The sequence below is a fragment of the Blastochloris sulfoviridis genome, from assembly GCF_008630065.1.
GTDB classification, from domain to species: domain Bacteria; phylum Pseudomonadota; class Alphaproteobacteria; order Rhizobiales; family Xanthobacteraceae; genus Blastochloris; species Blastochloris sulfoviridis.
The window spans coordinates 19,436-45,135 of the sequence record NZ_VWPL01000018.1; the positions used below are offsets into that span (position 1 = coordinate 19,436).

Below are 25,700 nucleotides of genomic sequence, written 5' to 3' on the forward strand. Positions count from 1 at the left end.
CGCGCATTATCCGGATGTTTAACGATCGGGCCGATGATCGCCGGTCAGATCCGACCACAACCCAGTCCGACCGATGACCCTGGCTGAGCCCAACCACACGGATGCCTTCGCGCCGCGGTTCGATCCGGAACGCCTGAAGGCGGCCAATCTCCACCCCGAGACCGGGCTCGCTACCGACTATCTGAACCGCTTCAACGAAGCGATCATGCTGCTCGAACTGGTGCCCGACGATCCCGCCTGCGCCGAGGAGCTGGCCCACTGGGAGCCGGCGGACTACGTGCAGCACTTCTCCCGCTCCAGCTTCAAGGCGCGCGATCTCGCCATCGAGGCCTATCACCGGGCGCCGGCGGTGCTGCGCCACCGGCTGAACGAGATCGGCACCACCATGACCGACATCATCGTCCAGGCGCGGGCGGCGCTGGCCGCCGGCCCGGCCGAGGACGAGGCGCGCGCGCTGGTGGAGGCGGCATTGGCCGACCTCAAGGAATACCTGTCGGAGGCCAGCGCCGTGATCCACGGCAAGCCGCTGCAGGAGGCGGCCTCCACCCGCGAGACCCAGGACGGGGTGGACGCCCTGTTCGCCGATCCGCCCGCGCGGTGAGCGTCTCCCGCCATTATCCGGCAGCACCCGTGCTGGGCGCCAGCGCGGCCATCTTCCGTGACGGCCGCATGCTGGTGGCCCGCCGCGGCCACGCGCCGATGGCAGGGCTGTGGAGCCTGCCGGGCGGCGGCGTGGAAGTGGGCGAGACGCTGCACGAGGCCGTCCGCCGCGAGGTGCGCGAGGAGATCGGCTGCGAGATCCGGCTCGGCGCCTTCATCGGCCACGCCGAGATCATCCACCGCGATCCGGACGGCCGCGTCGCCCGCCATCTGGTGGTCGCCTGCTTCGCTGCCGAATGGGCGGCCGGCGAGCCGACGCCAAGTGCGGAGGCGCCCGAGATCGCCTGGGTCGACCGCGCGCAGCTTGCCGCCCGCCCCACCACCGACCGGCTGGACGAGCTCGCCGCCGCGGCGGCCGCGAGCCTCGGCGTTCCCTGGTAGGACTTTGGACCAAAGGTAGTACCTTGGACCCAAGGACCCCGGCGCGCCGGTTTCCACCACCCCGGCGGTGCTCTATAGAAGGGTGTCGCTGTCCGGCCGATCGGGCCGGAAACCGTATCAAGGGCTCGGCGCCCGGCCGGACACAGTCCGACCGGAATATGCCCTAATACGAAATCCGGCCGATCGGGCCGGAGTTTCGTATTCCGATCGCCGAAAACCCCGTTATCGAGAATCTCTTGAAGACCTGGGGTTTTCGGCGAGATCGTTTCCGGTATCCCGAAGGGATCACCCGGAAACCGTATGAAGCCCCGGCATTTCGCGAATGTCCCTCAACACCTACGGCCATCTGTTCCGCGTCACCACCTTCGGCGAGAGCCACGGGCCGGCGATCGGCTGCGTCATCGACGGCTGTCCGCCGCGCATCGCGCTGACGGCCGCCGACATCCAGGCCGACCTCGACCGCCGCCGCCCCGGCCAGAGCCGCTTCACCACCCAGCGGCGCGAGCCCGACACGGTGAAGATCCTGTCGGGCACCTATGTCGACCCGGCCGACGGCATCGAGCGCACGACCGGCACGCCGATCGCGCTGATGATCGAGAATGTCGACCAGCGCTCGAAGGACTATTCCGACATCGCGCTGAAGTACCGGCCCGGCCACGCCGACTTCACCTACGACGCCAAATACGGCATCCGCGATCCGCGCGGCGGCGGAAGGTCCTCGGCGCGCGAGACCGCCTGCCGCGTCGCCGCCGGTGCGGTGGCCCGCAAGGTAGTGCCGTTCGTCACCATCCGCGGTGCGCTGATCCAGGTCGGCCCGCACGCCGTCCACCGCGCCCGCTGGGACTGGGAGGAGACGGCCAAGAACCCGTTCTTCTGCCCCGATGCCGAGACCGCCCAGCGCTGGGAGGCCTATCTCGACGAGATTCGCGAGGCCGGATCGTCGATCGGCGCCATCGTCGAGGTGGTGGCCGAGGGCGTGCCGGTCGGCCTCGGCGCCCCGCTCTACGGCAAGCTCGATTCCGACCTCGCGAGCGCGATGATGAGCATCAATGCGGTCAAGGGCGTCGAGATCGGCGCAGGCTTTGCTGCGGCCGCGCTCACCGGCGAGGACAACGCCGACGAGATGCGCATGGGCCGTGACGGCGCGCCGCAGTTCCTGTCCAACAATGCCGGTGGCATTCTCGGCGGCATCGCCACCGGTCAGCCCGTGGTGGTGCGCTTTGCGGTCAAGCCGACCTCGTCGATCCTGACGCCCCGCCGCACCATCGACCGCGCCGGAAACGACACCGAAATCCTCACCAAGGGCCGGCACGATCCGTGCGTCGGCATCCGGGCCGTGCCGGTGGGCGAGGCGATGATGGCCGCCGTGCTGGCCGATCACTATCTGCGACATAGAGGACAGACTGGATGACCCGCGTTCGACCGGAGGGGGAGGCCGCCATGACCGACAGCCAGGAGCGGGTGCGCACCGCGATCGAGGCGTTCCGCGCCGGGGCGATCGTCGTGGTCACCGACGATGACGACCGCGAGAACGAGGGCGACCTCATCGTCGCCGCTTCGCTGTGCACGCCGGAGAAGATGGCCTTCATCATCCGCCACACCTCCGGCATCGTCTGCGCGCCGCTCACCGCCGCCGACGCCCGGCGGCTGAACCTGGAGCCGATGGTGGCGCGCAACGACGCCCCGCTCGGCACGGCCTTCACCGTCTCGATCGACGCCCGCCACGGCGTCACCACCGGCATCTCGGCCGAGGAGCGCGCCACCACCGTGCGCGCGCTCGCCAACGGCAATATGGGGGCGGGCGACTTCGTGCGACCCGGCCACGTCTTCCCGCTGATCGCCCGCGAGGGCGGCGTGCTGATGCGCTCCGGCCACACCGAGGCGGCGGTCGATCTGTGCCGGCTCGCCGGCCTGGCGCCGGTCGGCGTCATCGGCGAACTGATGAACGACGACGGCACGGTGATGCGCGGCGGCGAGATCAAGGCGTTCGCCGAGCGCCACGGCCTGACCCGCCTCGCGGTGGCCGACCTGATCGCTTGGCGCCAGCGCCGCGACAAGCTGGTGCGCCGTATGGCCGAGTTCCCGGTCGAGACCGCCCATGGCCGCGCCACCGGCTTCAGCTACTGGACGCCGTTCGACAATGTCGAGCATCTGGCGCTGGTGTTCGGCGACATCGGCGACGGCCGCGACGTGCTGGTGCGGCTGCACCGCGAGCAGATCCTGCGCGACGTGTTCGGCGCCGACCGCTCGCTCGACCGGGCGCTGGAGCGCATCGCCAAGCTCGGGCGCGGCGTGCTGGTCTATCTGCGCGAAGGCACCGCCGGCGTGCCGCACGAGACGCTGGCGCCGAGCGGGGCGGAGGAGTCCGAATCCGCCCGCAAGCGCGAGGAGCAGTGGCGCGAGATCGGCCTGGGCGCCCAGATCCTCAAGGATCTCGGGCTGGTGTCGATCCGCCTGCTGGCCTCCAAGTCGCGCACCTATGTCGGCGTCGCCGGCTTCGACATCGAGATCCTGGCCACCGAACTGGTGTGAGGCCGGATTCCCGTCTCAGGCTCCGCGCGAATTCGTGATCGCCGGACCGCCTGACGGCAGCACGGCTTGCCGCCACACTGGGCAGGGCGCGGGTGGACCGCGTCTCGCTGGAGGCCGGTCGTGACGAACCCCCGTCGTCGGTGGCCGCCGCTTCTCGCCCTGGCCGCGCTCGGCGCCCTGTTGGGGGTGCCGGCGCGCGCCGATGTCGAGATCGCGGTGGATGTCGAGCTCATCCTCGCCGTCGATATCTCCTATTCGATGGACGAGGACGAGCAGCGCCTGCAGCGCGACGGCTACGCCCAGGCGCTGGTGTCCGGCGCGTTCCTCGACGCGGTGAGGTCCGGCCCCAGCGGCCGCATCGCCATCGCCTATGTCGAGTGGGCCGGCGCGTTCGAGCAGCGCACGGTGCTCGACTGGTCCCTGCTCGACGGGCCAGCGAGCGCGCAGGATATTGCGGAGAAGATCGCGCAGATCCCGCTGCGTCGCGCCTTCCGCACCTCGATCTCCGGCGCCATCGCCTATGCCGAATGGATGTTCGACGGCAACGGCTATCGCGCCCTGCGCCGGGTGATCGATATTTCCGGCGACGGCGCCAACAACCAGGGCGAACCCGTCACCCTCGCCCGCGACCGCGCGCTGGAAAATGGAATTATAATCAACGGTTTGCCGCTGCTGCTCAAGCGGCCGAACGCGGCGATGATGGATGTCGCCGATCTCGACCTCTATTACGAGGACTGCGTCATCGGCGGCCCCGGCGCCTTCGTGGTGCCGGTGCGCGCGCCCGATCAGTTCGCCGAGGCGATCCGCCGCAAGCTGGTGATGGAGGTCGCGGGCATCTCCCCGGCCGCACCGCCGGTGATCCCGGCCGCGACGTCCGCGCCGCGCGTCGACTGCGCCATTGGCGAGAAGATGTGGCGCGAGCGCATGCACAATTGATGCGGTTTCCGGTTGACCCCTTCGGGATACCGAAACGGTCGCGCCGAAAAATCCCGGAGCGAATGAGGATTTTCGGCCATCGGCATAAGGTTGTCCGGCCTGAACGGCCGGAAACCGTATGAGGGCTATCGTTCGTCGGAGATTGCGTCGCCTGCGACCGGCGGGTTTCCAACGCCGGCTCGCTTCAGAATTTCAAGCGCCTTGGCAACGTCCGCTCGGGCCACCCGCTCCTGGAAATAGCTTTCCGTCCGCAAGGCCGAGAGTTTTTCGGCTACGGCAACATTGATGAGTTGGTTCAGCGCCACGCCTTCCGCCTCGGCCACCTTGCGGGCTTCCTCCAGCAGGGAGGGCTGGAGCCTCAGGGCAAAGTTGCTTTTCCTCATGGCGATCTCTCCAATCGTCTCAATGCTTCGCCCGGCAGGAGAACAGCGAGACCGAAGCGGTATGCATTCCCGGAAAAGTCGCGGACATTGAATGTCACGATAGCGTCTGCCTGTCCGTTTACGGCCGTCTCGAGCACCATGTCGTCATCCGGATCACCGAGGACCGGCCGCCACAGGAAGGCAATACGCACCGGCGTTGCCACTGCAGCAATCGCATCAAGCAGCACCTCGACCTCGTCACTGGAAAGGCCAGACGCCGCCAGATGCTCCGGCCGGGTCATCACCGCCTGATACTCGATCATGAGCGGAACGGAGGCCAGAAGCGTCAGCCGGCCTTCCAGCGCTGCGACCAGCAAACGTCGGGACGCGCCAGCGTCACTGCGGATCGCCGCCACCATGACGGCCGTATCGAGAAGCAGCCTCATTTTAGAAAAATGATATCACATGCAATATCGATATGGAAGAGTTTACCGCTCGAACCGCGCCACCACCTCGACATGCGGCGAATAGAGGAACTGGTCGACCGGCACGACGCGCACCAGCCGATAGCCTCCCGCCACCAGCAGTGCCGCGTCGCGGGCGAAGGTGGAGGGGTTGCACGACACCGCGACGATCGCCGGCACGCGGCTGGCCGCCAGCCGCTTCGCCTGCGCCTCGGCGCCCTGGCGCGGCGGGTCGAACACGACGGCGCGGAACCCGTCGAGCTCGCGCTCGATCAGCGGCCGGCGGAACAGGTCGCGGGTCTCGGCGATGACCGGCTTCAGCCCCTGCGTGCCGCGCACGGCGCTGTCGAGCGCTTGGACCGCCGCCGCCTCGCCGTCGAAGGCGGAAACCCGCATCGTCTCGGCCAGCCGCAGCGCGAAGGTGCCGACACCGGCGAACAGGTCGAGCGCGGCCGCCTTCGCCGGCAGCTTGCCGATCATCTCGATCGCCAGCGCCGCCAGTGTCGCCTCGGCCGCCGCGGTGGCCTGCAGGAAGGCGCCCGGCGGCAGCTCGACGGCGACGCGGCCGATGACCACCACCGGCGGCCGGCGCCGGACGATCAGCTCGCCGTGCAGCGTCAGGCGGGCCAGATCCTGCTCGCCGGCGAGGCGCACCAGATCCTGCCGGCGGCGCTCGGCGATCGGCCCGGCGCCGCGAATGTCGATGTCGAGGCCGCCCTCGGTGGCGGTGACCTGCAGGTCGAGCGGCTTGTCGGCGAACAGCAGGGCCTCGGCCAGCGCCCAGCACGCCTTGAGCGCGCGATCGAGCGCCGGGTCGAGAATCGGGCAGGCCGAGACCGGCACCACGCGGTGGGCGCGCGCCGCCATGAAGCCGACCGCCAGCACGTCGTGGGTGGTGTGGCGGGCGTGGAAGGTGGCGCGCCGCCGGCCGCGGCCATGCGCCGGCACGAGGTCTTCGACCTCCGCCTCGAGGCCCGCCTCGGCCAGCGCCGAGACCACGAGATGCCGCTTGAAGGCGCGATAGACGGGCGCGGCGACGTGCTGCAGCGCGCAGCCGCCGCACACGCCGAAATGCGGGCAGGGCGGCACCACGCGGTCGGCGCTCGGCTTGAGCACGGCAACCAGCTCCGCGCGGTCCTTGCCCGGCACCGGCTGCACCTCGACCACCTCGCCCGGCAGGGTGAAGGGCACGTAGAGCGGCCCGGCCGCGGTCTCGGCGCAGCCGTCGCCGCGATGGCCGAGGGAGGCGATGGTGAGGATTTCGGTGGTCATGTGTGCGCCAACTGTGCGGCCATCAGGAATTCGCGGTTGCCGTCGCCGCCTTCGATCGGCGAGGGGATGACGCCCTCGACCGTCCAGCCCAGCGCGCGGGCGGCGTCGGCCACCTTGTCGCACACTTCGGCGTGGATGGCCGCATCGCGCACCACGCCTTTCTTCACCCGCTCGCGGCCGGCCTCGAATTGCGGCTTGATCAGCGCCACCAGCCGCGCACCCGGTGCCGCGACGGACGTCGCCGCGGGCAGCACCAGCGTCAGCGCGATGAAGGCGACGTCGATGACGATGAGGTGGGGCGGTCCGCCGAGCCGGTCGAGGGTGATCTCGCGCGCGTCCACGCCCTCGTGCGGGATCACCCGCGGGTCGGCGGCGACCTTCGGGTGAAGCTGGCCGTGGCCGACATCGACGGCGTGGACCCGTGCCGCGCCGCGGGCGAGCAGCACGTCGGTGAAGCCGCCGGTCGAGGCGCCCAGATCGAGGCAGGCGAGCCCCGCCGGATCGACGGCGAAGGCATCGAGCGCATGCGCGAGCTTGACCCCGCCGCGCGATACCCAAGGATGCGGCGCCGCGGCGATGATCTCGGCATCGGGCGCGATGGTGTCGGAGGGGCGCGCCAGCACCGCGCCGTCGGCGCGGACCAGCCCGGCCTCGATTGCCGCGCGGGCGCGGGCGCGGCTGTCGAACAGGCCGCGTTCGACCAGCACGACATCGGCGCGGCGGCGGGGCCTCGTCATGTCGCGGTTCCCTCGCAATGGCCGTCGTCCGGGGACCGTGGGACCGTTTCCGGTATCCCGAAGGGATCAACCGAAAACCGCATGAGAGGCGGCCGATCCGATTGAACCGGTCGGACGCTCTAAGCTTTTGAATTATCGCATTCTCTTCGCAAAACCGGTATCCACTTTTGCGGAGAATGCTCTATGCCCGGCGGGCGGCGTCGGTGAGGTCGCGGCCCAGCACCTCGAACACCTTGGCGACGATGCTGCGGGCGTCGAGGCCGGCCTGGGCGTATTGGCGCTCGATGGTATCCTGGTCCTGGAAGGCGTCGGGCAGCGTCAGCGCCCGCACCCGCAGCGAGCCGTCGAGCAGGCTGTCGTCGGCCAGGGCGTGCAGCACGAAGGAGCCGAAGCCGCCGACCGCGCCTTCCTCCACCGTCAGCAGCACCTCGTGGTTGAGGGCGAGCTGGCGCACCAGGTCGTGGTCGATCGGCTTGGCGAAGCGGGCGTCGGCGACCGTGGTGGACAGGCCGTAGCGCTCCAGCTCCTCGGCCGCGGCGAGGCATTCGCCGAGGCGCGCGCCGAGCGACAGCAGCGCGATCTTGGTGCCCTCGCGCACGATCCGGCCCTTGCCGATCGGAAGCGGCATGCCGGCCTCGGGCAGCGGGATGCCGAGGCCGTCGGCGCGCGGATAGCGCACCGTCGAGGGCCCGTCGTCATAGGCGGCGGCGGTGGCGACCATATGCACGAGCTCGGCCTCGTCGGCCGGCGCCATCACCACCATGCCCGGCAGCACGCCCATATAGGCGACGTCGAACGCGCCGGCATGGGTGGCGCCGTCGGCGCCGACCAGCCCCGCGCGGTCGATGGCGAAGCGCACCGGCAGCTTCTGGATGGCGACGTCGTGCACCACCTGGTCGTAGGCGCGCTGCAGGAAGGTGGAATAGATGGCGCAGAACGGCTTCATGCCGTCGGCCGCCATGCCCGCGGCGAAGGTCACCGCGTGCTGCTCGGCGATGCCGACGTCGAAGCAGCGCTTGGGATGCGCCTTGGCGAACAGATCGAGTCCGGTGCCGCTCGGCATGGCGGCGGTGATCGCCACGATCTTGGGGTCGCGGTCGGCCTCCTTGATCAGCGCCTCGGCGAACACCTTGGTGTAGGAGGGCGCGGCCGGCTTGGACTTGGCCTGCGAGCCGGTGGCGATGTCGAACTTGACCACGCCGTGATACTTGTCGGCTGAGGATTCCGCCGGCCCGTAGCCCTTGCCCTTCTGCGTCACGACGTGCAGCAGCACCGGGCCGACGCCGGCATCGCGCACGTTCTTCAGCACCGGCAGGATGTGGTCGAGGTCGTGGCCGTTGATCGGCCCGACATAATAGAAGCCCAGCTCCTCGAACAGCGTGCCGCCCATCAGGAAGCCGCGGGCGTGCTCCACCGCGCGGGTGATGGTGCGGTCGATGGTGCGGCCGAAGCGGCGCGACAGCTGCTTGCCGATGTCGCGCAAGGACAGGTAGGTCTTGCCCGACAGCAGCCGCGACAGATAGGCCGACATGGCGCCGACCGAGGGCGAGATCGACATGTCGTTGTCGTTCAGCACCACGATGAGGCGCGAATCCATGGCGCCGGCATTGTTGAGCGCCTCATAGGCCATGCCGCCGGACATTGAGCCGTCGCCGATCACCGCGATGACGTTGTTGGCCTCGCCCTTGAGGTCGCGCGCCACCGCGAAGCCGAGCGCCGCCGAGATCGAGGTCGAGGTATGGCCGGCGCCGAACGGGTCGTAGGCGCTCTCGCTGCGCTTGGTGAAGCCGGAGAGGCCCCCGCCCTGGCGCAGCGTCGGCAGCCGGTCGCGCCGGCCGGTCAGCATCTTGTGGGGATAGGCCTGATGGCCGACGTCCCAGATCAGCTTGTCGTAGGGCGTGTCGAACACGTAGTGCAGCGCCACGGTGAGCTCGACCACGCCGAGCCCGGCGCCGAGATGGCCGCCGGTCTGCGACACCACCTCGATCATCTCCTCGCGGAGTTCGCGGGCGAGCTCGGGCAGCTGGTCTTCGGTCAACTGACGGAGGTCGGCCGGAGTGCGGATACGATCGAGCAAAGGGGTTTTCGACACGGGGACACCAGAAACCACAAGCGGACCAAGCCGGTTCGGCGCGGGAGACTTAGCGGTCCGGAGGGGCCGGCGCAATGCGGGCAGGCCCACACCGGACACGGACCGGGCGCATGGAGGGCGTCCGTCAGGGCACCCTCATGCGCGGCCGATCACTCCGGATCGAGCGGCGCCGTGCCGCTGGGCTTGCCGTCTGCGCTGAGCGTGATGCGCTCGATGCGCGCCTCGGCCTCGGCCAGGAGCTGGCTGCAGCGGGCCTTCAGCGCCTCGCCGCGCTCGTAGATGGCGATCGATTCCTCCAGCGGCACATCGCCGCGCTCCAGCCGGCCGACGATCTTTTCCAGCTCGTCCAGCGCCTTCTCGAACGACAGGGTGGCGACATCGGCATGGGCGTCGGCGGTCACGGGCGCCTCCTGGGAGTCGTTTCCACAAGAGCGGGACCCGCTCTTGTGGAAGAACATACGACAATTCAAGAACTTCGGATTGCCACCTGACGCCGTCGGGCCGGGCATCCAAGCTGCGGGAGGGGCGAGTGATAGCCGGTGGCGCGGAAAGCGGCAACGGTCATCGGATGGTCAAAATTGCCTAATTGACAGGCGTAAGCACGGCCGACTTTTTGCATACGAAGCGTTCATCTGCCTCCCAGATGAACAAAGGATGCCAGTCTTGTCAGCGCTTTACGCCAAATACCACATGGCGACGCCTTCTGCGGAGGCGGATGCCGGTGAAGTTGTGGGCGAAATGCCCACAAAAACGTCAATCATCCGTCATCGCCCCGGCCTCACCGCCGCGCTCGCGCTCGCCGGCGTGCTCGCCGCGGGGCCGGCCTTCGCCGAGTCGGGCGACGCGGCCGGCCATGTCGCGTGGATCCTCACCTCGTCGGTGCTCGTGCTGTTCATGACGCTGCCGGGGCTGGCGCTGTTCTATGGCGGGCTGCTCCACGCCAAGAACCTGTTGTCGATCATGATGCAGTGCTTCGCGATCTGCTGCGTGGTGTCGCTGCTGTGGGTAGCGGTGGGCTACAGCCTCGCCTTCGACGGCGACGGCGCGCTGATCGGCGGCCTCCACCGCATGTTCCTGGCCGGCGCCTCGGGCACCTTCGGCACCACGCCGCTGCCCGAGACCGCCTTCGCGCTGTTCCAGATGACGTTCGCCGTCATCACCCCGGCGCTGATCGTCGGCGCCTTCGCCGAGCGGGTGAACTTCACCTTCGTCATTGCCTTCAGCGCGCTGTGGCTGCTCGGCGTCTATGTGCCGGTGGCGCACTGGATGTGGGGCGGCGGCTGGCTCGCGGCGATGGGCGCGCTCGATTTCGCCGGCGGCATCGTCGTCCACACCACGGCCGGCGTCTCGGCCCTCGTGCTCGCCATCATGATCGGCCGCCGCCGCGGCTTCCCGCACGGCCTCACGCCGCCGCACAGCCCCGGCCTCACCATGACCGGCGCCGGCATGCTGTGGGTCGGCTGGTTCGGCTTCAATGGCGGCAGCGCGCTGGCCGCCGACAGTGCCGCGGCCTCGGCGATCATCGCCACCCATCTCGCGGCTTCCGCCGGCGCCATGACCTGGATCGCCGCCGAATGGATGAAGACCGGCAAGCCGACCTCGATCGGCATCGCCACCGGCTGCGTTGCCGGCCTCGCCACCATCACGCCGATGGCCGGCTTCGTCGGCCCGGGCGGGGCGATGCTGGTGGGCATTGCCGCCGGCCTCGTCTGCTACGCCGCGACGCTGTTCGTCAAACACCGCCTCGAGATCGACGATTCGCTCGACGTCTTCGCCGTCCATGGCTGCGGCGGCATGCTGGGCTCGCTCCTGCTGCCGGTGTTCGCGCTCACCGCCTTCGCCGGCACCGGCGCCAGCGACGGCAAGCTGTTCGGCATGCTGGGGCTGCAGGCGCTGGCGGTGGTGGTGACGCTGGTGTGGTCGGCCTTGGCGACGGTAGCCATCGCCTGGCTGCTCGGCTTCGTCACGCCGCTGCGGGTCGGCGCCGAGGAGGAATACAGCGGGCTCGACCTCGCCACCCATGGCGAGCGCGCCTACGAGAACGCGTGAGCGAGCACTTCAAGACAGGGGGGCCGGCCGTCGCGCCGGCCCCTTTGCATGGGGCCGGGGATTTGGGAGCGGCGGACGGAATAGAGAAAGAAAATTCCGCGATTTTCGTTGCCGCTTCATGCTTCGGCGCAATACGCTCGCGCTATTGCGCCCTACGAGCTTCCGATCTTCGAAATATTGGAATCGTCTTCGGTGAGCGTAGGGCGGAATAGCGAAGCGTATTCCGCCATTTCTGCCGCCGCGCCCCGCTGTCTCCTTCGGCACAATACGCTGACGCTATTGCGCCCTGCCTAGCTTTTGTGGCGTATTGCGATCCGCGACCAAGCCTTCGAGACGCCACCGGTTGACCCCACCGACTGTGGTGGAGATCCCCGTACGCATGGGGCAGCCTCGCACAGGCTCACGCGCCGCGGAATCCCCTCCGGGACTCTTTCGTTTCGGTCAATCCACTAGAATACGCGACCGCCTGCGAGTTAGCGCTGCGCCTAGCCAACCATGACGACCATCTTGCCCGTGCGCGATTTGAGACAGGCACCAACCGCCATCATCGGTGCGCACGCCCATCCAGTGACGGCCCTTGTTACCGGACTTCGACCCATTCGGGCTGAATGTCGATCTCCAGCGATGGATCGCGCACCCACTCGAAATAAGCTTTGGGGTTGGTGATCCGGGTGCCTTCGACGTAGCGCCTGTCGTGGCGACGCCAATATTCCAGCACACGGCGCGGCTCGCTGTTCATGGAGGCTCCGGCCAAGCACGGGAGGGTGTCGGCACTCTCGCCGTCATGCCTTGGCGGATCGCCATAGTGCAGCGTCTTGTTTTGGATCGCTTCGGCGATCGTTTGGTCTCGGAAGTTTACGACTGAAAAGGCCACCCGAAACCGGCGTTGGCACTCCTGGCAGGTGATCTCGGCAAGCGCAATTTCACCGATGTGAATGCTAGCCGATCGCCCAGGCTCAAATGCGCAGTAGCGCGGTACAGCGTTCTCGTCGAACCAGATCGGCGGCGTGCTGATGCGGGAGATAATGTCATCGTAGCTTGCGTGCATGACGTGTCGCCTCATCGAAACTGTCTCGCCGGCGGGTGGGGATGCTGCATTCAACCACTCTGCACATGCCGCCGGCACGTCCCGCAGGCATCTCTCATTCAATGTTATACGAACCTGCTATGGTGCGGGAGGCAGAAGTTGGCACGGATGCGGAGTACCGCGGTTTCCAATTTTACTTCCATTAGATCGTGGTGACGATTTAAAGGATTGAGGTTCCCTGGAGAGCGCAAATCGGATTCAAGGCTGATTTTCGGGACACATCAGCACGCGTAGGGCGGAATAGCGCAGCGTATTCCGCCATTTCTGCCGCCGCGCCCCGCTGCCTCCTTTGGCGCAATACGCTGACGCTATTGCGCCCTACGGACTGATCGTCACGCTCCCATCAGGGTCATGACATGGGCGGCGGTGGAGCGGGCGAGGCCTTCGAGGTCGTAGCCGCCCTCCAGGATGGAGACCAGCCGGCCGCCGGCGGTGAGGTCGGCGATCTCCATCAGCCGCTTGGTTACCCAGGCAAAATCGGCCTCGATCAGGTTGATGTTGGCCAGCGGGTCGCGCACGTGCGCGTCGAAGCCGGCCGAGACGATCACGAGGTCGGGCGAGAAGACCCTGAGCCGCGGGAAGATGATGCCCTCATAGGCCTCGCGGAATTCGGGCCCGCCGTCGCCGGCCGCCAGCGGCACATTGACGATGTTGCCGACGCCGGTCTCGCTGGCGGCGCCGGTGCCGGGATAGAGCGGCATCTCGTGCGTCGAGCAGTACATCACCGAAGGGTCGGTCCAGAAGATCTCCTGGGTGCCGTTACCGTGGTGGACGTCGAAATCGACGATAGCCACCCGCTCGGCGCCGTGCGCGGCCTGGGCGTAGCGCGCGGCGACGGCGGAATTGTTGATGAAGCAGAAACCCATCGGCTTCACGCTCTCGGCGTGGTGGCCGGGCGGGCGGACGGCCACGAAGGCGTTGCTCACCTTGCGCGTCATCACCTCGTCGACCGCGATCACCGAGCCGCCGGCGGCCAGCCGCGCCGCCTGCCACGTACCCGGCGACATCGAGGTGTCGCTGTCGATCTGCACCATGCCCTCGTCCGGCGAGGCCTCCTGCAGCCGGTCGAGATAGTGACCCGGGTGGACGCGGGCGACGATATCGAGGTCGACCGGCGTCGCCTGCTCGCGGGCCAGCACCTGGAAGCGCTCATGCTCCAGAATACGCTCGACCACCCGGAGCCGGTCGGCCCGCTCGGGATGGCCGAGCGGCGTCATGTGGTTGAGGCACAGGGGGTTGGACACCAGCAAGGTGGACATGAACCGGACCGTGCCTCCCGTACGCTTTTGATCTTGTCATACGGCTTCCGGCCGACCAGGCCTTCGAGCCGCATCCCGATCGCCGAAAACCCCGTTATCGAACAAGGGTTTTCGGCGAAACCGCTTCCGGCATCCCGCGGGGATCGACCGGAAGCCGTGTCAGTTATCGCACCCCACCTGTTGCAGGGCCATCTATTGTTATGGTCCGCGGGGCGGGCTTGGCATCCCCGTACTTCGTCGGGGGGCCGAACGCGGAGCCGTCATCGCCCCTCGCCGCAACGGCGGACCCCTGTCGCGATGCGCGGATTTCGCATCGTCCGGTTTCCGGGGGGAGCGCGTCGTGAGCCCGGAACCGCACGCGCCGAAACCTCATCGACCGGGAGGGATCTTTCGGCAAACGGGCTGCGAGACTTGGGCTCGCTGAGCCGGAGTCCGCGTCACGCCCCGCGCGGTCCCATGCGGTCGGCCACCTCGGCCGGCACCGCATAGTCGCGCAGCAAGGCGGAATAGCTGCACAGCCCCACCGCCTCGCGCTGCACCGCGAGCATCCACAGCGCCTCGGCCGCCTCGGCGACCAGCGCCGGCCGCTCCCCTTTGCCGTCCGGCGCCGCACCGGTGGGGGCGGCATCGAACGCGGCGAGTGCCGCCAGCGCCGCCTCCAGCCGCCGTCCCATGCGGCCGAGCGAAACGGCCTTCTCCTGGGCGATCTCGTAGTCGAGGCCGGGATTGGCGGAAAAGCGCCCCGGCCCGCCCATCATGGCCGCGACCGGCTTGACCGGCATCGGCGCCTCCCGATCCCAACAGGCCGCCCGTTCCGACGATCAGTAGCCGTCGATCGTCCGCACCACCGAGGAGGTCGGCTTGCCGGTGCCGCCGGCCGAGGCCGGTCCCTTGATCTCCTTGGCCACTTCGGCGTCGTACTCGGGCAGGGTCTGGAGCTGGTCCTTGGCCGTGAGATGCACCACCCGGTAGCCGCCCTCCTTGAGCGCGTCGAGCAGCATCGGCATGGCCTTGGCCGTAACCGCCTGGAAGTCGTGCATCAGGATGATGCCCTTGCCGGTCTTCTGCAGCTTGGTCATCACGGTCTTGACCATGGCCGCCGGCTTCTTGGTCTTGAAGTCGAACGAGTCGACGTCGGTGGAGAACACCGCCATGTTGCGCTCGCCGACATAGGCCAGCATTTCCGGCGGATGGCGCAGCGCCGGGAAGCGGAAGAACGGCGTCTCCGGCGCGCCGCCGAGCGCCAGCTTGACCGCGCTCGCCCCCTTCTCGATCTCGGCCTTGCCGTCGACCGACTTCTTGCTCAGGTCGGCGTGCGACCAGGTGTGCGAGCCGATGGTGTGGCCCGCGGCGGCGACCTGACGCAGGATTTCCGGATGCCAGGAGGCGTGCTTGCCGATCGGGAAGAACGTCGCCTTGGTGCAGTGGCTGGCGAGCGTGGCGAGCACGGCCGGCGTGTTGCGCGGCCACGGCCCGTCGTCGAAGGTGAGCACCACCTCGCCGGGCCGCAGGAAGTCGTAGGCCTTGAAATGTTCGAAGCCGAAGCCCGGCCCGCCGGTGGTGTCGATCTCGACGGTGCGCGACACGCCGAGCGCGTTCGGGTTGCCCGGGCAGTTGACCGCCGCCGGCACCGCCTCCAGGGTCGGGGCCGGCTCCGCCGCGGCGGCCGGTGCCGCGGGCGGATTGGCGAGCAGGGCCGGGGCGTTCGACCCACGGACCACGGGAGCCGGCTGCGTGACGGCCGGCCCATTGGCGGAGTCGGCCGGTACCAGCGCCGGCGCGCTGGGGCCGCGCACCACCGGCGCGGTCTGGGCGGCGGCGTCGGGGGAAGGCTGGACCATCGCCAGCATGGCTGCCGCCGTTGCTGCCAAGAGCACGCGGCGTCGCGGCATTGAAACGAGCATGAATTGCCTCCACCAGACCGCAGCGGTGGCGCCTCTGTCCACGCGCTGGCCGGGAACCGATCGCAGAAAGGGTAGCGCGACTGCCGGCGAGAACAAGCCATTCCGACAGCCGCCGTATGTTCTTCTGAATAGGAGCGGCGGAACAGAGCGAACGCGGATCGGCGCGGAGAATTCAGAGAATATTGCGGTCCGCCCGGCGCGCACGCCCCAGGCGATGCGTCGTCTATCCAATTGACGCCGCAATGACGGCGGTCAGGCGATTCTCGGCCGGGCGATTCTCGGGGACGGCTGGGCGCTCAGCGCTTGACGCAGCGACGCACCCGCGGGCCGCCATCGGGATAGGACTTGGTGTCGCCGCTCTTGCGGCTGTTCACCACCACCTCGCGGAGTTCGCCGGCCTTGCACACCCCGTCGTCGACCAGCACGCGCTGGCCGACGCGCAAGCTTCCGAGCGCCGGCTCGGTGGAGAAGAGACGCGGCGCGGCCACGGCCGGCGCCGTGATCAGGACCAGGGCGGTGAGGCCGGCAGCGAGAGCGGGCAGGGCAGCAGGAATCGGTCGCATGCGGACAGGGAGCCGCAGCGAGCCCGCGATGTCAAACCCGCCCGCGGCGCCAAACGGCGCCGTCGCCGGCCGCGGCGTCAGACGATTCCCAGTTCAACCTCGATGGCGGCCTTGGTGACGCCGGCCCCCTGCACCACGATCCGGTCGCCGTCGTCGAAGGTGATGATGGCCTCATCCGTTGCGCCGTCCGCCACCGTGTAGCCCTGGCTGCCGACCAGTTCGATCCCGTCTTCGGCGAGACTGTAATTGACGATGGTGTCGATCTCGTCCGGCGAATCCGGCCCCTCGACCTGATTGAACACGAACGTGTCCTGGCCGGCGCCGCCGTCGAACGTGTTGTTGCCGATGCCGTCGATGATCCTGTCGTTGCCGCCGCGGGTGCGCACGATGTAGGCGCCGCTCGCGCCCGAGAAGTCGAACGTATCGGCGGCATTGCTGCCGATCACCGTGGCATCGAGGCTGCCGGTGATGTCGGCGTCGATGGCCTTCTTGCTGTTGATCGTGAAGCTGAAGTCACCATTGACATACTTGCTGGACATGCTGACGGAGCCCTCCGCCGTTCCGGCGATCTTGAAGACTTCGCCGTTGAAGGACGTCTTGCTGGAAAACGAAGCCATGGCCTTCCTCCTGCTGCAGGACGAACCGAAAACGCGACAGACTTGACACGGAACCTGAGACGACGCGCGCGCCGCGCCGAAGGTTCCACTTGTGGGTGAGGTAACCGGCTACGATAAGCGCGCCGGTCGCCGCGCCCGGGATCGCGCCGCGAGACTTGGCGTGGGCCGTGAGACTTGGCGTGGGCCGTGAGACCTGGCGTGGGCCGTGAGACTTGGCGTGGGCCGTGAGACTTGGCGTGGATCGCGGCCCGCCCTCGCATCAGCGCGCCGGACGCTCTATCAGGGCAGTCATCGGCACGCGGCACGGGAGGCGCCAATGTCCGTCACCATCTACGGCATCAAGGCCTGCGACACGATGAAGAAGGCGCGCGCCTGGCTGGAGGCGCACGGCGTCGCCCACGCCTTCCACGACTACAAGAGCATGGGCGTCGAACCGGCGCAGCTTGCGGCGTGGGCGCGGCAGGTGGGCTGGGAGAGCCTGCTCAACCGCGCCGGCACCACGTTCCGCAAGCTGCCCGAGGACGCCAAGGCCGACCTCACCGAGACGAAGGCGCTGGCGCTGATGGCGGCGCAGCCCGCGATGATCAAGCGCCCGGTGCTGGAGGCGGACGGCCGGCTGGTGGTGGGCTTCAAGCCGGAGGTCTACGCCAGGACGTTCGGCGGGTAGGGCGCAGGCGCGGAAGGGCGCAACAGCGCTCGAACGCCCCGGCCAATCGCTGCGCCGGGGCGCGGCTCACCGGACGGCGCGGCGCCGGGGCTCGATGCGGCACAGGACCTGGAGCGGGAAGCCGTCGAGCAGGGTCTTGCCGAGGAACGACACCGACGCGCAATGCGAATTGCAGTAATCGTCCAGCGCCAGCAGCTCCTGCCCCGTGAACTCGTCGAATATCGCCAGGTAGCCGATGCCGAGCGAGTCGATTTTCGACAGCGTGTAGAGTGTCGAGGTATAGAGATCGGCGTCGTAATGCACGATCAACGACCCGAGATCGTGGTCCCGAAGCCGCGCCGCCAGCTCCTCCCAGGTGTCCTGGAACCACCCCTTGATGAAGCTCACGCGGGCATCGCCGATCGTCGGCACCGCGCCGTTGGTGCTGAACGTGCCTTTTGGGGCCGGCCCCCAGTCCTCGGGCAACCCCTCGAAACTGTCCAGGCCGATGAATTCGGAGTCCGGGTTCGGGTGCCGCCGGGCGAAATAGCCGATCGAATACCCTTCGTGAACGCCGAATTCGACGAACGTCACCTTGCGGTTCGCCACCGTGTCGAGACCGTAGTCCCAGAGTTGCTCTCGGGTCTCGAACGTCGGGACCGACGCGATCTCGCCGAACCCCGTTTTGAGGATGGCATAGGGCAGCAAGCGGCGATACGTGTCGGCACCGACCGTCGCGGCCATGCGCTTCAGCAATGTCTTTCCGACCATTTGTCGTTTCCGATGGCGTGTGATGAACGATGCTCGCGGCACGCGACCTGCCGTGCTCGCCAGGATCGAGATCGCAAGGACGGGTTCCGGAATGCGCCGGCTTTTCGCCCGGCCCGAAAGCTGTAGGCGATTTGTGTTACCGTTCTGCAACCCTTGGACTGTGCATGCGCAGCCGGCGCCGTGCGGCCTTATGCCAACGGCCAGCCTTGCGGCCGTTGGCGTTACGGCTTCGGCAGACGGTCCGTGCGCGATGTGGCGACGGGATGCGGCGGGATGCCCGGCATCCGCCGCGCGACCCGGGAACGTGCGCTGGATGAGGCCTCTTTTCTGAAGACGATCCCGGCTCTCATGGCCTCGCCGCTCGGCCGGGACGACGACCGGGGACAGGGTGCCGGTGGTGCGGGCCATGGCCAGTCCCAAATTCCGATCGAGCCGGCCGCGATTCAGACCCGCTGTCAACGTCGGCTGCCGCGGGAAAGTTCCGCTCTGACAGACGAAGAGCTCATGGGTCTGGCGATGAAGAGCGTCTAGAACAGCTCGATGGCCTTGGCGTCGTCAGATCGGGATGCCTCGCCGAGTGCGACGGCGTGGGTGGTGCGCTGAACGTTCGACACGTAGCGCGACTGCAGCCGCTCGATCAGTGCCTGGCCGCATGTCAGGTCGACGCGCTCGTCGCCGACGAGGCTCTGCGCGAAGCTGTCGAGGACAGACCGCAGCGAGGTCAGCGCATCGATGAGCGCCTCGACCTGCTGGCGCACCACGTCCTGGAACTGGATGCGACCGTAGGTGTCCAGCACGCTGCAAGCGATGGCGGCATGTTCGGCATCCATTTCGGCCATCAACGTGTCGTGCTCGGCGACGATGGCGCTGTAGGACTGCGACACCGCGTCGAGCGCGCTCAGCACCTGCTCGATCTGCTCGGCCTCGGCCTTGCGCCGCTGGTCGGTAGCCGCGCCGAGCAACGTGCTCTCGATCACCGACTGAGTGGCGGCGATGGCGGTGTTGGCTTCCTGCACCGCCGCGCGCGATTTCTGCGACAGCGCGCGGATCTCGCTGGCCACCACCTTGAAGCCGGCGCCGAGCGCGCCGGCGCGCTCCGCCTCAATGGTGGCATTGAGCGACAGGATGTTGGTCGCCGACCCGATCTGGTCCAGCGAGTGCGTCAGGTTCTTCAGGCTGTTCATCTGTTCGATGACACGACCGAGATGGACGCGCTCGGCAGCGATCTCCTCCGACCGCGCCCGCATGTAGTTGCGGATCAGAGCGACCACCTTGTGGTCGGTGCTCAAGCCTTCCGCCGAGATCCGGTTGCCGCGGTCGTGGCTGGCGGCGGACTTGGCCTTCATCGCGACGATCTGGCCGTCCAGGTTCCGCAGTTGCTCAAGAATACCGATCGCCGCGTCGCCGGTCTGCTCGACGATGCTGCGAAGTTGCGCGTCCGTCAGGGCGAAGAACGGCACGAGTTCCTCGATCCGGGCGGCGATGAGCGGCGCGGCGGCGGGCGCCGGCGTCCGGTCCCCTGCATCGCTGATCGCGCAGTCCGCGGTGGCCTCGATCCTCACATGCGCCATTGGCGCAGAACCGGCTTCGCTATCCACGTCGCCGGGACGGCGTGACAGCGCAACCTGCGTCGCGAGCGTGGCACCGATCGCCGCCAATGCGACAACTGCCGTGCCGGCGTCAACGGCGGACATCAGCGACGCCAATGCCGCAGCCGCGGCCAAGCCGGCTGCGCCCGCCAGAACGGTCGCGCGCCCGGAGCCGCGCTTCGCAGAGCCCGCCCCTGCCAATGACTGGCCTACGATCATTTGATACCCTCGAAACTGGCGGCTGAGGCGGCTTCGCGCGCGGACGTCTCGACACCGCCAAGCGCCAGTGGCCGCCGAAACGTGATGACGAATCTTCGAATGCTGGTCTATCTGCCGTGTCCGCTGCAATCGGGGGGCGAGGCGGTGGACCGGAAGGGTGCGTCAGTTCGGCAGCACCTGCTTGAGAACCTGCAGGAGCTTGTCGGCCTCCACCGGCTTGACCAGCCAGCCGGTCGCGCCGGCCTTGCGGGCTGCGTCGCGCTTGTCCTGCTGGGATTCCGTCGTCAGCACCAGCATGGGCGTGAAGCGGGTGGGTGGCAGCTTGCGCAGTTCCTGGATCAGCTCGACCCCATGCATGCCCGGCATGTGATAATCGGTGATCACCAGACCCGGCGCCAGCCCGCCGCGCACCTTCTCCAGCGCTGCCTCGGCGTTGGGCGCCTGTTCATTGGGATATCCAGCTTTCGACAACAGCACCGACATGCTCATGAGAATCGTCGGCGAGTCATCCACAAGGAGTACCGGTTTCATAACCATGTCCTGATTTGCACCTGCGGCTATTGTCGCTCACAGAGGTGGAGAATAGGTTTTCCCGATCGATGAAATCTCGCCGCACAAGCGCTCGAAATCGGCGGCGCCGCGGCTCGCGGGCCGATAGGCGCGCACGGGAACGCCCTGGCCGAACGCCTCCGCCAGCGACACGTCGACCCGGATCGCCCGGAAGATTCGTTCCGGCCCGTAGCGGCGGATGAGCTCGGCCAGCACGGCGCGCTGCATGGTCGAGCGGGTATCGACCAGCACCGGCACGATGGCGAGCGGCCCCAACGCCGGGTTGACATATGCCGCCACCCGGAAGAACAGCCGCGCGAACTGCGACACGCCGTCGAGCGCCAGCCAATGCAGCACGGTCGGCACCAGGCAGCGGTCGGCCGCCGCCAGTGCGTTCACCAAGGCCGCGTCTACCGTCGGCGGCGTATCGAGCACGATGGCGGCGTAGCGCGCGCGCAGCGGCTCCAGCGCTGCGGCCAGCGCGCGTGGCTCGCGCACCGTGAAGTCGCCGGCGAAGCCGCGATCGGCCGGCACAATGTCGAGGCCCGCGATCGAAGTCGGGCGCACCGCCTCCTCAAGGCGCGCAGCGCGGCCGGTGAACAGGTCATGGACCGTCGGCTCGCCTGCCTTGGCGATCACCCCGAGTCCCAGCCCGGCATGGCCTTGCGGATCCATGTCGACAAGGAGCGTCGGCCCGTGCGTGCGCACCAGCTCCGCCGCCAGGTTGACGGCCACCGTCGTCTTGCCGGTGCCGCCCTTGCGGTTCGCAACCAGGATCACGGGATGTTCGACAGATCCGAGCACGATGATCCCCTCAGGCCGTACGCCTCTGGCCGTGGCCGAGGCAGGCCGCCAGCCCGCGGTCCTGCACATCGCCGCGAATCTCCGCACTGGACGCCCGCAGAATCTGCGCGATCGCCGTGTGAACGCGAAGCAGACTCGTCACGTCGACCACCGGGGCATGGGCCGAGCGCAGGAACGCCAGGAGCCCCTCGGCGTCGTCAATGGTCGCAATTCCAGTGATGGTCGCGACGTCGCCATCGTAGGTGATCGGCATCACATGATCTCCGCAGGATCCAGGACCAGCAGCACCCGCCCGTCGCCGAGCAACGCCGTGCCGGAAAACACGCTCGTGGACGCGAGCAGGCCGTCCAGCGGACGCACGATCACCTCCAGCCGCTCGCGGAAGCCATCCACGATGACGCCGGCCCGACGCCGGCCGACCTGCACCACCATCACCGCTTCCTCGCCATCCTCATCGACCGGCGTGGCCGGCAGATCCAGCACGCCGGAAAGCCGCACCAGCGGCACCACCACGTTGCGCAACACGAAGGCTTCGCGGTCCTTGATGGTGTGGATGCGCCCGCGCGGCACCTTGACGGTCTCGGCCACCGCATCCATGGGAATGCCGAACACGTGGCTGCCGCACAGCACCGTGACCACCCGCGTCACCGCCATGGTCAGCGGCAAGCGCAGGGTGATGGTGGTGCCCACGCCCGGCCGGCTCGACAGCCAGACCTCGCCGCCGGCCTTTTGCACCGCGGTGCGCACCACGTCCATGCCGACGCCGCGGCCCGACAGGTCCGACACCTGGTCGCGGGTCGAGAAGCCGGCGGCGAACACCAGATTGACCGCGTCGGTGTCCGACATCTGGGCGGCCTGCCCGGCATCGATCAGCCCGGTCCTGACCGCCTTCGCCTTGACCGCCTCGGGATCGATGCCCTTGCCGTCGTCGGCGACCTCGATCACCACATTGTCGTTCTCCTGGCGCGCGGCAAGGCGAATGGTGCCGTGCGCCGACTTGCCAGCAGCGCGGCGCGCCTCGGGCACCTCGATTCCGTGGTCCACACTGTTGCGGACGATGTGGATCAGCGGATCGGCAAGGCTCTCCAGCACGTTCTTGTCGGCCTCGGTCGACTCGCCCTCGATCACGAGCTCGATGGTCTTGTCGAGCTTGCGCGCAGTGTCGCGCACCAGCCGCGGAAAGCGCTGGAACAACTGACTCACCGGCATCATGCGCACCGACATCACGCCGACCTGCAGCCCCTGCGCGATGCGGTCGATGACGGCGAACTGGTCCTTGATCTCGCGCGAAAGCTGGCGCGAGCCGAACACCTCCTCGGCGCGCTTGGCGAGGTAGGGCAGGCCGTTCTTGGCCACGACCAGTTCGGCCACCAGGTTCATCAACATATCGATCTTGGCCTGATCGACGCGCAGCACCCGCGTCGCGCCGGACTTGCCGTCGTCGCGGTGGTCCTCGGCGCGGCGCTGGTCCGCGCGGGCCATGGTCGGCTCTCCCGCCGGCGCCGCCGGGCCGCCAGCAGCCGCAGCCGCCACGATCGGCGACTGCACGGCCGCCGGCGCGCCAAAGTCGGGCGCAAGGTCGGTCAACAGCACGCCGATGAACGCCGCCAGCGGCTGATGGTGCCGCTGGGTCCGCGCCGCCTGCAGCGCGGACTCGAGACCGGCAATCCGGTCGCTGACGCCAATGGCACAAAGCGTGTTGCGCACGGTCGCGGCCACCGCATCGAGCCGGCCGGCGGAAATGTCCTCGCTTGTCGACGTCGCGAGAATGGCGACCTGGACGGCGAGCAGATCGACGGCGAGGCTGAGAACCCCGTCCGGGGTCGCGCCGCGCGACTCTGCCGCGCCGCCCGTCTGCGGCATGCGCCCCTCGCCGACGGCGCGCACCAGCCGGCCAAGCAGAGCAGGCGCCGCCAGCCCCCGTGCGTCGAGCACGCAGCGCAGCCAGCGCAGCGCCGAAGCCTCGAAGCTCGCCGGCGCCAGGATGCTCTCCAGCGCAGCAACTGCTGCGATGAGACCGCCGGCATCGCCCGCCTCCAGCGCCGCCCCCGCGGTCTCGGCAAAGTCCGCGCAGACCTCGCCGCCGAAGACATGGCCGGCGGGCTCAACGAGATCGTCCGGACCAATGACCGCCACGTGGACGCGGTCGTAGACGTAGCGCGTGTGCTCGTGGATCTCGTCCGCCGACGCCTGGCACAGCACGTGAAACCGGAGCCAGCACGAGAACGGGTCGAGGTCATCGAACGCCGGCAGCGGCCCCGCCTCCTCCGCCTGCAGCGCCAGCAATCCCGGCGCGCTGGCAGCCAATGCCAGCGGATCGTCGCCGCGGAAGAAGCAGTCCTCTTCCGGCTCGAAGCACCACGCCACCAGCGGCGTATCCGACGCTGCGGCCTCGGCATAGGCGCGGCGGCGCTCGACCTCGGGCACCGCAGCAAGCCAGGCCGGCGCGGGCTCATGCGCCGGCAAAGGCGCGCGCGCGGCGGCCGAAGGCGTGGGCTCTGCAGCCGCTGCCGCTGTGTCTTGCAGTTCGCGCAGCGTACGAAGCGCCGCGATGCGCGCCGAGGTCAGCGCATCCGCATCGGGCGCCAGCGCCTCGGCCGACTCCAGCGTGTCGACGAGATCGCCCAGGACGTCGAGGCTCTCCAAAAGTTCGTCGACGATATCCGCCGTCAGCGCGAACTTCTCGGCGCGCACGTCGCCAAGCAGATCCTCGGCCGCGTGCACAAGGCTGGTCAGCGGCTTGACGTCGAACAGGCCCGACGAGCCCTTGAGGGTGTGGACCGCCCGGAACACGTCATTGACCAGGCTCATCTGACCGGGATGGCGCTCCAGTTCGAGCAGGCCGGCTCCGGCGGTCTCGATCAGCTCGCGCGCTTCGGGAATGAACTGGGCAAGCAATGCGTTCATGCCGCGCCTCCGATCATGATTTGCCCCGCCATCAGCCGCGCATGGTGCGCAAGGCAGTCAGGCTTCACCGGTTTTACGAGGTAGAGATTGGCGCCGGCGGCGAAGGCGCGCTGCCGATCGGTGTCCTTTGCCTCGGTCGAGATCATGATGGCCGGGATGCCGGCGCCCTCGGCCTGGCAGCGCAGCCGGCTGAGGAAGGTGTAGCCGTCCATCCGCGGCATGTTGACGTCGACGATCACCAAGTCGTAGCTGGCCTCCGCCATCTTCTCCAGCGCCTCGAGGCCGTTGAAGGCCTCGTCGACGTCGAAGCCGGAAGCCTCAAGCACGTCGCGATAGAACATGCGGATGGTGGCCGCGTCATCGACGATGAGAACATGCGGCACCGCGGAATTGGACGTTGCAGGTTTCAGCGTTGCGCGATTCGACATGGCAGCCTCATGAGGGCTTCTGGTAGACGATGGCGTTCGGAAATTTGCGAACGTCAAACAGCGACGATACCCGGCTCATCGATTCCGAATGGCCGAGGCAAACGAATCCGCCGGGGCGGAGAACCTCGAAGATGGTCTCCGCGGCCTCTCGACGTGACATGTCGTCGAAATAGATCAGGAGGTTGCGGCAGAACACGACGTCAAAGCCGCGGAATCGCGCGGTCGAGAGCGCGTCCGCCAGGTTGGCCTGAACGAAGGTGATCGAGTCGCGGATCTCCGGAATGACCTGGTGGACATCCTCGCCCACCGGCGTCATGTAGCGCGCGATGGTGGCCTTCGGCACGTACTGCAGCGCCCGCTCGCCATAGACGCCACGGCGGGCCCGCTCAAGCACCTTGGTATCGATGTCGGAGGCGACGATCTCGACCGCGAAATCGTCGACCCGCCGCCAGTGATCGAGAAGCTGAAAGGCGATCGAATAGGGCTCCTCGCCGGTCGAGCACGGGATCGTCCAGATCCGCACCGCGTCTCCGTTTCGGCGCGAGCGTGTCACCTCGGGCAGGATCGATTCGACGAGGCAGCGGAACTGATACTCCTCGCGATAGAAATAGGTCTCGTTCACCGTCATTGCGTTGACGAGAAGCTGGAGTTCCGCGCCATTGGCCTGGTAGCGCGTCAGGTTGAAATAGTCGTGGAAGGCCGGCACGTTGCAGGCCGCCATGCGTTCGCGCAGGCGCTTGTCGACGAAATAGCGCTTGTTGTCGGCGAACATGATGCCCGTCTTGCGGTAGAAGAACTCGCGAAAGCGCGAGAAGTCCTCGTCCGAAATGGCGGGCTCCGCCCTGCGCGCTGCTGGCTGGGTCATCGCGATC

Annotated in this window: 27 protein-coding genes; 7 read left to right on the forward strand and 20 right to left on the reverse strand. The window is 68.2% G+C overall.

Going from position 1 to position 25,700, the window contains the following annotated elements; genetic code table 11:
- Nucleotides 1-73: 73 nt before the first annotated feature.
- The 5 genes from F1193_RS10970 (at nt 74) to F1193_RS10990 (ending at nt 4,509) form a co-directional block, all read left to right on the forward strand.
- Nucleotides 74-601, forward strand: coding sequence for a hypothetical protein (locus F1193_RS10970; RefSeq protein WP_150097733.1), 528 nt, complete (start codon nt 74-76; stop codon nt 599-601).
- The gene (locus F1193_RS10975; protein WP_246164318.1) at nt 598-1,041 is read left to right on the forward strand and encodes an NUDIX hydrolase; all 444 of its coding nucleotides are present in this window, start codon (nt 598-600) and stop codon (nt 1,039-1,041) included. The genes F1193_RS10970 and F1193_RS10975 overlap by 4 nt, the downstream gene beginning before the upstream one ends.
- A 322-nt stretch (nt 1,042-1,363) precedes the next feature.
- Entirely contained in the window at nt 1,364-2,452 is a 1,089-nt protein-coding gene (aroC, locus tag F1193_RS10980; RefSeq protein WP_150097734.1) for a chorismate synthase, read from the forward strand.
- Nucleotides 2,449-3,573 (forward strand): 3,4-dihydroxy-2-butanone-4-phosphate synthase, encoded by a 1,125-nt coding sequence (gene ribB, locus F1193_RS10985; RefSeq protein ID WP_425457232.1) that lies wholly within the window; start codon nt 2,449-2,451, stop codon nt 3,571-3,573. The genes aroC and ribB overlap by 4 nt, the downstream gene beginning before the upstream one ends.
- A 120-nt stretch (nt 3,574-3,693) precedes the next feature.
- Nucleotides 3,694-4,509, forward strand: coding sequence for a DUF1194 domain-containing protein (locus tag F1193_RS10990; protein WP_342781812.1), 816 nt, complete (start codon nt 3,694-3,696; stop codon nt 4,507-4,509).
- 125 nt (nt 4,510-4,634) lie between these two features.
- Here the strand turns inward: F1193_RS10990 and F1193_RS10995 are convergent, their stop codons facing one another.
- The 6 genes from F1193_RS10995 to F1193_RS11020 all read right to left on the reverse strand — a co-directional run bounded on the left by F1193_RS10995 (nt 4,635) and on the right by F1193_RS11020 (nt 9,837).
- A complete protein-coding gene (locus tag F1193_RS10995; RefSeq protein WP_150097736.1) occupies nt 4,635-4,892 on the reverse strand; it encodes a toxin-antitoxin system HicB family antitoxin in 258 nt (85 codons plus the stop codon).
- Nucleotides 4,889-5,317, reverse strand: coding sequence for a putative toxin-antitoxin system toxin component, PIN family (locus tag F1193_RS11000; protein ID WP_150097737.1), 429 nt, complete (start codon nt 5,315-5,317; stop codon nt 4,889-4,891). Before F1193_RS11000 ends, F1193_RS10995 begins: the two co-directional genes overlap by 4 nt.
- A 42-nt stretch (nt 5,318-5,359) precedes the next feature.
- Entirely contained in the window at nt 5,360-6,607 is a 1,248-nt protein-coding gene (locus F1193_RS11005; RefSeq protein ID WP_150097738.1) for a class I SAM-dependent RNA methyltransferase, read from the reverse strand.
- Nucleotides 6,604-7,344 (reverse strand): TlyA family RNA methyltransferase, encoded by a 741-nt coding sequence (locus F1193_RS11010; RefSeq protein WP_150097739.1) that lies wholly within the window; start codon nt 7,342-7,344, stop codon nt 6,604-6,606. Before F1193_RS11010 ends, F1193_RS11005 begins: the two co-directional genes overlap by 4 nt.
- A 181-nt stretch (nt 7,345-7,525) precedes the next feature.
- Nucleotides 7,526-9,436, reverse strand: a complete 1,911-nt coding sequence (gene dxs, locus F1193_RS11015; RefSeq protein WP_170263534.1) for a 1-deoxy-D-xylulose-5-phosphate synthase — start codon at nt 9,434-9,436, stop codon at nt 7,526-7,528.
- 149 nt (nt 9,437-9,585) lie between these two features.
- Nucleotides 9,586-9,837, reverse strand: coding sequence for an exodeoxyribonuclease VII small subunit (locus F1193_RS11020; protein ID WP_246164322.1), 252 nt, complete (start codon nt 9,835-9,837; stop codon nt 9,586-9,588).
- A 337-nt stretch (nt 9,838-10,174) separates the two neighbouring features.
- On the opposite strand from F1193_RS11020, the gene F1193_RS11025 reads away from it, so the two are divergent.
- Nucleotides 10,175-11,485, forward strand: a complete 1,311-nt coding sequence (locus F1193_RS11025; RefSeq protein WP_150097742.1) for an ammonium transporter — start codon at nt 10,175-10,177, stop codon at nt 11,483-11,485.
- A gap of 580 nt (nt 11,486-12,065) precedes the next feature.
- Here F1193_RS11025 and F1193_RS11030 read toward each other — a convergent pair.
- The 6 genes from F1193_RS11030 to F1193_RS11055 all read right to left on the reverse strand — a co-directional run bounded on the left by F1193_RS11030 (nt 12,066) and on the right by F1193_RS11055 (nt 16,915).
- The gene (locus tag F1193_RS11030) at nt 12,066-12,533 is read right to left on the reverse strand and encodes a hypothetical protein (protein ID WP_150097743.1); all 468 of its coding nucleotides are present in this window, start codon (nt 12,531-12,533) and stop codon (nt 12,066-12,068) included.
- A 371-nt stretch (nt 12,534-12,904) separates the two neighbouring features.
- On the reverse strand, nt 12,905-13,831 hold the full coding sequence (locus F1193_RS11035; RefSeq protein ID WP_150097744.1) for a histone deacetylase family protein: 927 nt from the start codon (nt 13,829-13,831) through the stop codon (nt 12,905-12,907).
- 437 nt (nt 13,832-14,268) lie between these two features.
- Nucleotides 14,269-14,613 (reverse strand): DUF6665 family protein, encoded by a 345-nt coding sequence (locus F1193_RS11040; protein WP_342781813.1) that lies wholly within the window; start codon nt 14,611-14,613, stop codon nt 14,269-14,271.
- A 39-nt stretch (nt 14,614-14,652) separates the two neighbouring features.
- A complete protein-coding gene (locus F1193_RS11045; RefSeq protein WP_425457233.1) occupies nt 14,653-15,735 on the reverse strand; it encodes a polysaccharide deacetylase family protein in 1,083 nt (360 codons plus the stop codon).
- 296 nt (nt 15,736-16,031) lie between these two features.
- The gene (locus tag F1193_RS11050) at nt 16,032-16,298 is read right to left on the reverse strand and encodes a DUF6719 family protein (RefSeq protein ID WP_150097745.1); all 267 of its coding nucleotides are present in this window, start codon (nt 16,296-16,298) and stop codon (nt 16,032-16,034) included.
- A 77-nt stretch (nt 16,299-16,375) separates the two neighbouring features.
- Nucleotides 16,376-16,915 (reverse strand): calcium-binding protein, encoded by a 540-nt coding sequence (locus F1193_RS11055; protein ID WP_150097746.1) that lies wholly within the window; start codon nt 16,913-16,915, stop codon nt 16,376-16,378.
- 316 nt (nt 16,916-17,231) lie between these two features.
- Here F1193_RS11055 and F1193_RS11060 point away from each other — a divergent pair, with 316 nt between their 5' ends.
- Nucleotides 17,232-17,582, forward strand: coding sequence for an ArsC family reductase (locus F1193_RS11060; protein WP_150097747.1), 351 nt, complete (start codon nt 17,232-17,234; stop codon nt 17,580-17,582).
- A 66-nt stretch (nt 17,583-17,648) separates the two neighbouring features.
- Here F1193_RS11060 and F1193_RS11065 read toward each other — a convergent pair whose 3' ends face one another.
- The 8 genes from F1193_RS11065 to F1193_RS11100 all read right to left on the reverse strand — a co-directional run bounded on the left by F1193_RS11065 (nt 17,649) and on the right by F1193_RS11100 (nt 25,693).
- Complete coding sequence (locus tag F1193_RS11065; protein ID WP_150097748.1) at nt 17,649-18,740, reverse strand: class I SAM-dependent methyltransferase; 1,092 nt, start codon at nt 18,738-18,740, stop codon at nt 17,649-17,651.
- 119 nt (nt 18,741-18,859) lie between these two features.
- A complete protein-coding gene (locus F1193_RS17650; RefSeq protein ID WP_150097749.1) occupies nt 18,860-20,140 on the reverse strand; it encodes a methyl-accepting chemotaxis protein in 1,281 nt (426 codons plus the stop codon).
- Between the two features lie 162 nt (nt 20,141-20,302).
- The gene (locus F1193_RS11075; RefSeq protein WP_281287240.1) at nt 20,303-20,677 is read right to left on the reverse strand and encodes a response regulator; all 375 of its coding nucleotides are present in this window, start codon (nt 20,675-20,677) and stop codon (nt 20,303-20,305) included.
- A gap of 30 nt (nt 20,678-20,707) precedes the next feature.
- On the reverse strand, nt 20,708-21,469 hold the full coding sequence (locus tag F1193_RS11080) for a ParA family protein (RefSeq protein WP_170263536.1): 762 nt from the start codon (nt 21,467-21,469) through the stop codon (nt 20,708-20,710).
- A gap of 34 nt (nt 21,470-21,503) precedes the next feature.
- A complete protein-coding gene (locus F1193_RS11085) occupies nt 21,504-21,746 on the reverse strand; it encodes a hypothetical protein (RefSeq protein ID WP_150097752.1) in 243 nt (80 codons plus the stop codon).
- Nucleotides 21,746-24,400 carry a chemotaxis protein CheA gene (locus F1193_RS11090; RefSeq protein WP_150097753.1) on the reverse strand — a complete coding sequence of 885 codons (2,655 nt, stop codon included), beginning with the start codon at nt 24,398-24,400 and terminating at the stop codon, nt 21,746-21,748. Before F1193_RS11090 ends, F1193_RS11085 begins: the two co-directional genes overlap by 1 nt.
- Nucleotides 24,397-24,828, reverse strand: coding sequence for a response regulator transcription factor (locus F1193_RS11095; RefSeq protein ID WP_170263539.1), 432 nt, complete (start codon nt 24,826-24,828; stop codon nt 24,397-24,399). The genes F1193_RS11090 and F1193_RS11095 overlap by 4 nt, the downstream gene beginning before the upstream one ends.
- Nucleotides 24,829-24,835: 7 nt before the next feature.
- Nucleotides 24,836-25,693, reverse strand: a complete 858-nt coding sequence (locus F1193_RS11100; protein WP_150097754.1) for a CheR family methyltransferase — start codon at nt 25,691-25,693, stop codon at nt 24,836-24,838.
- Nucleotides 25,694-25,700 lie beyond the last annotated feature (7 nt).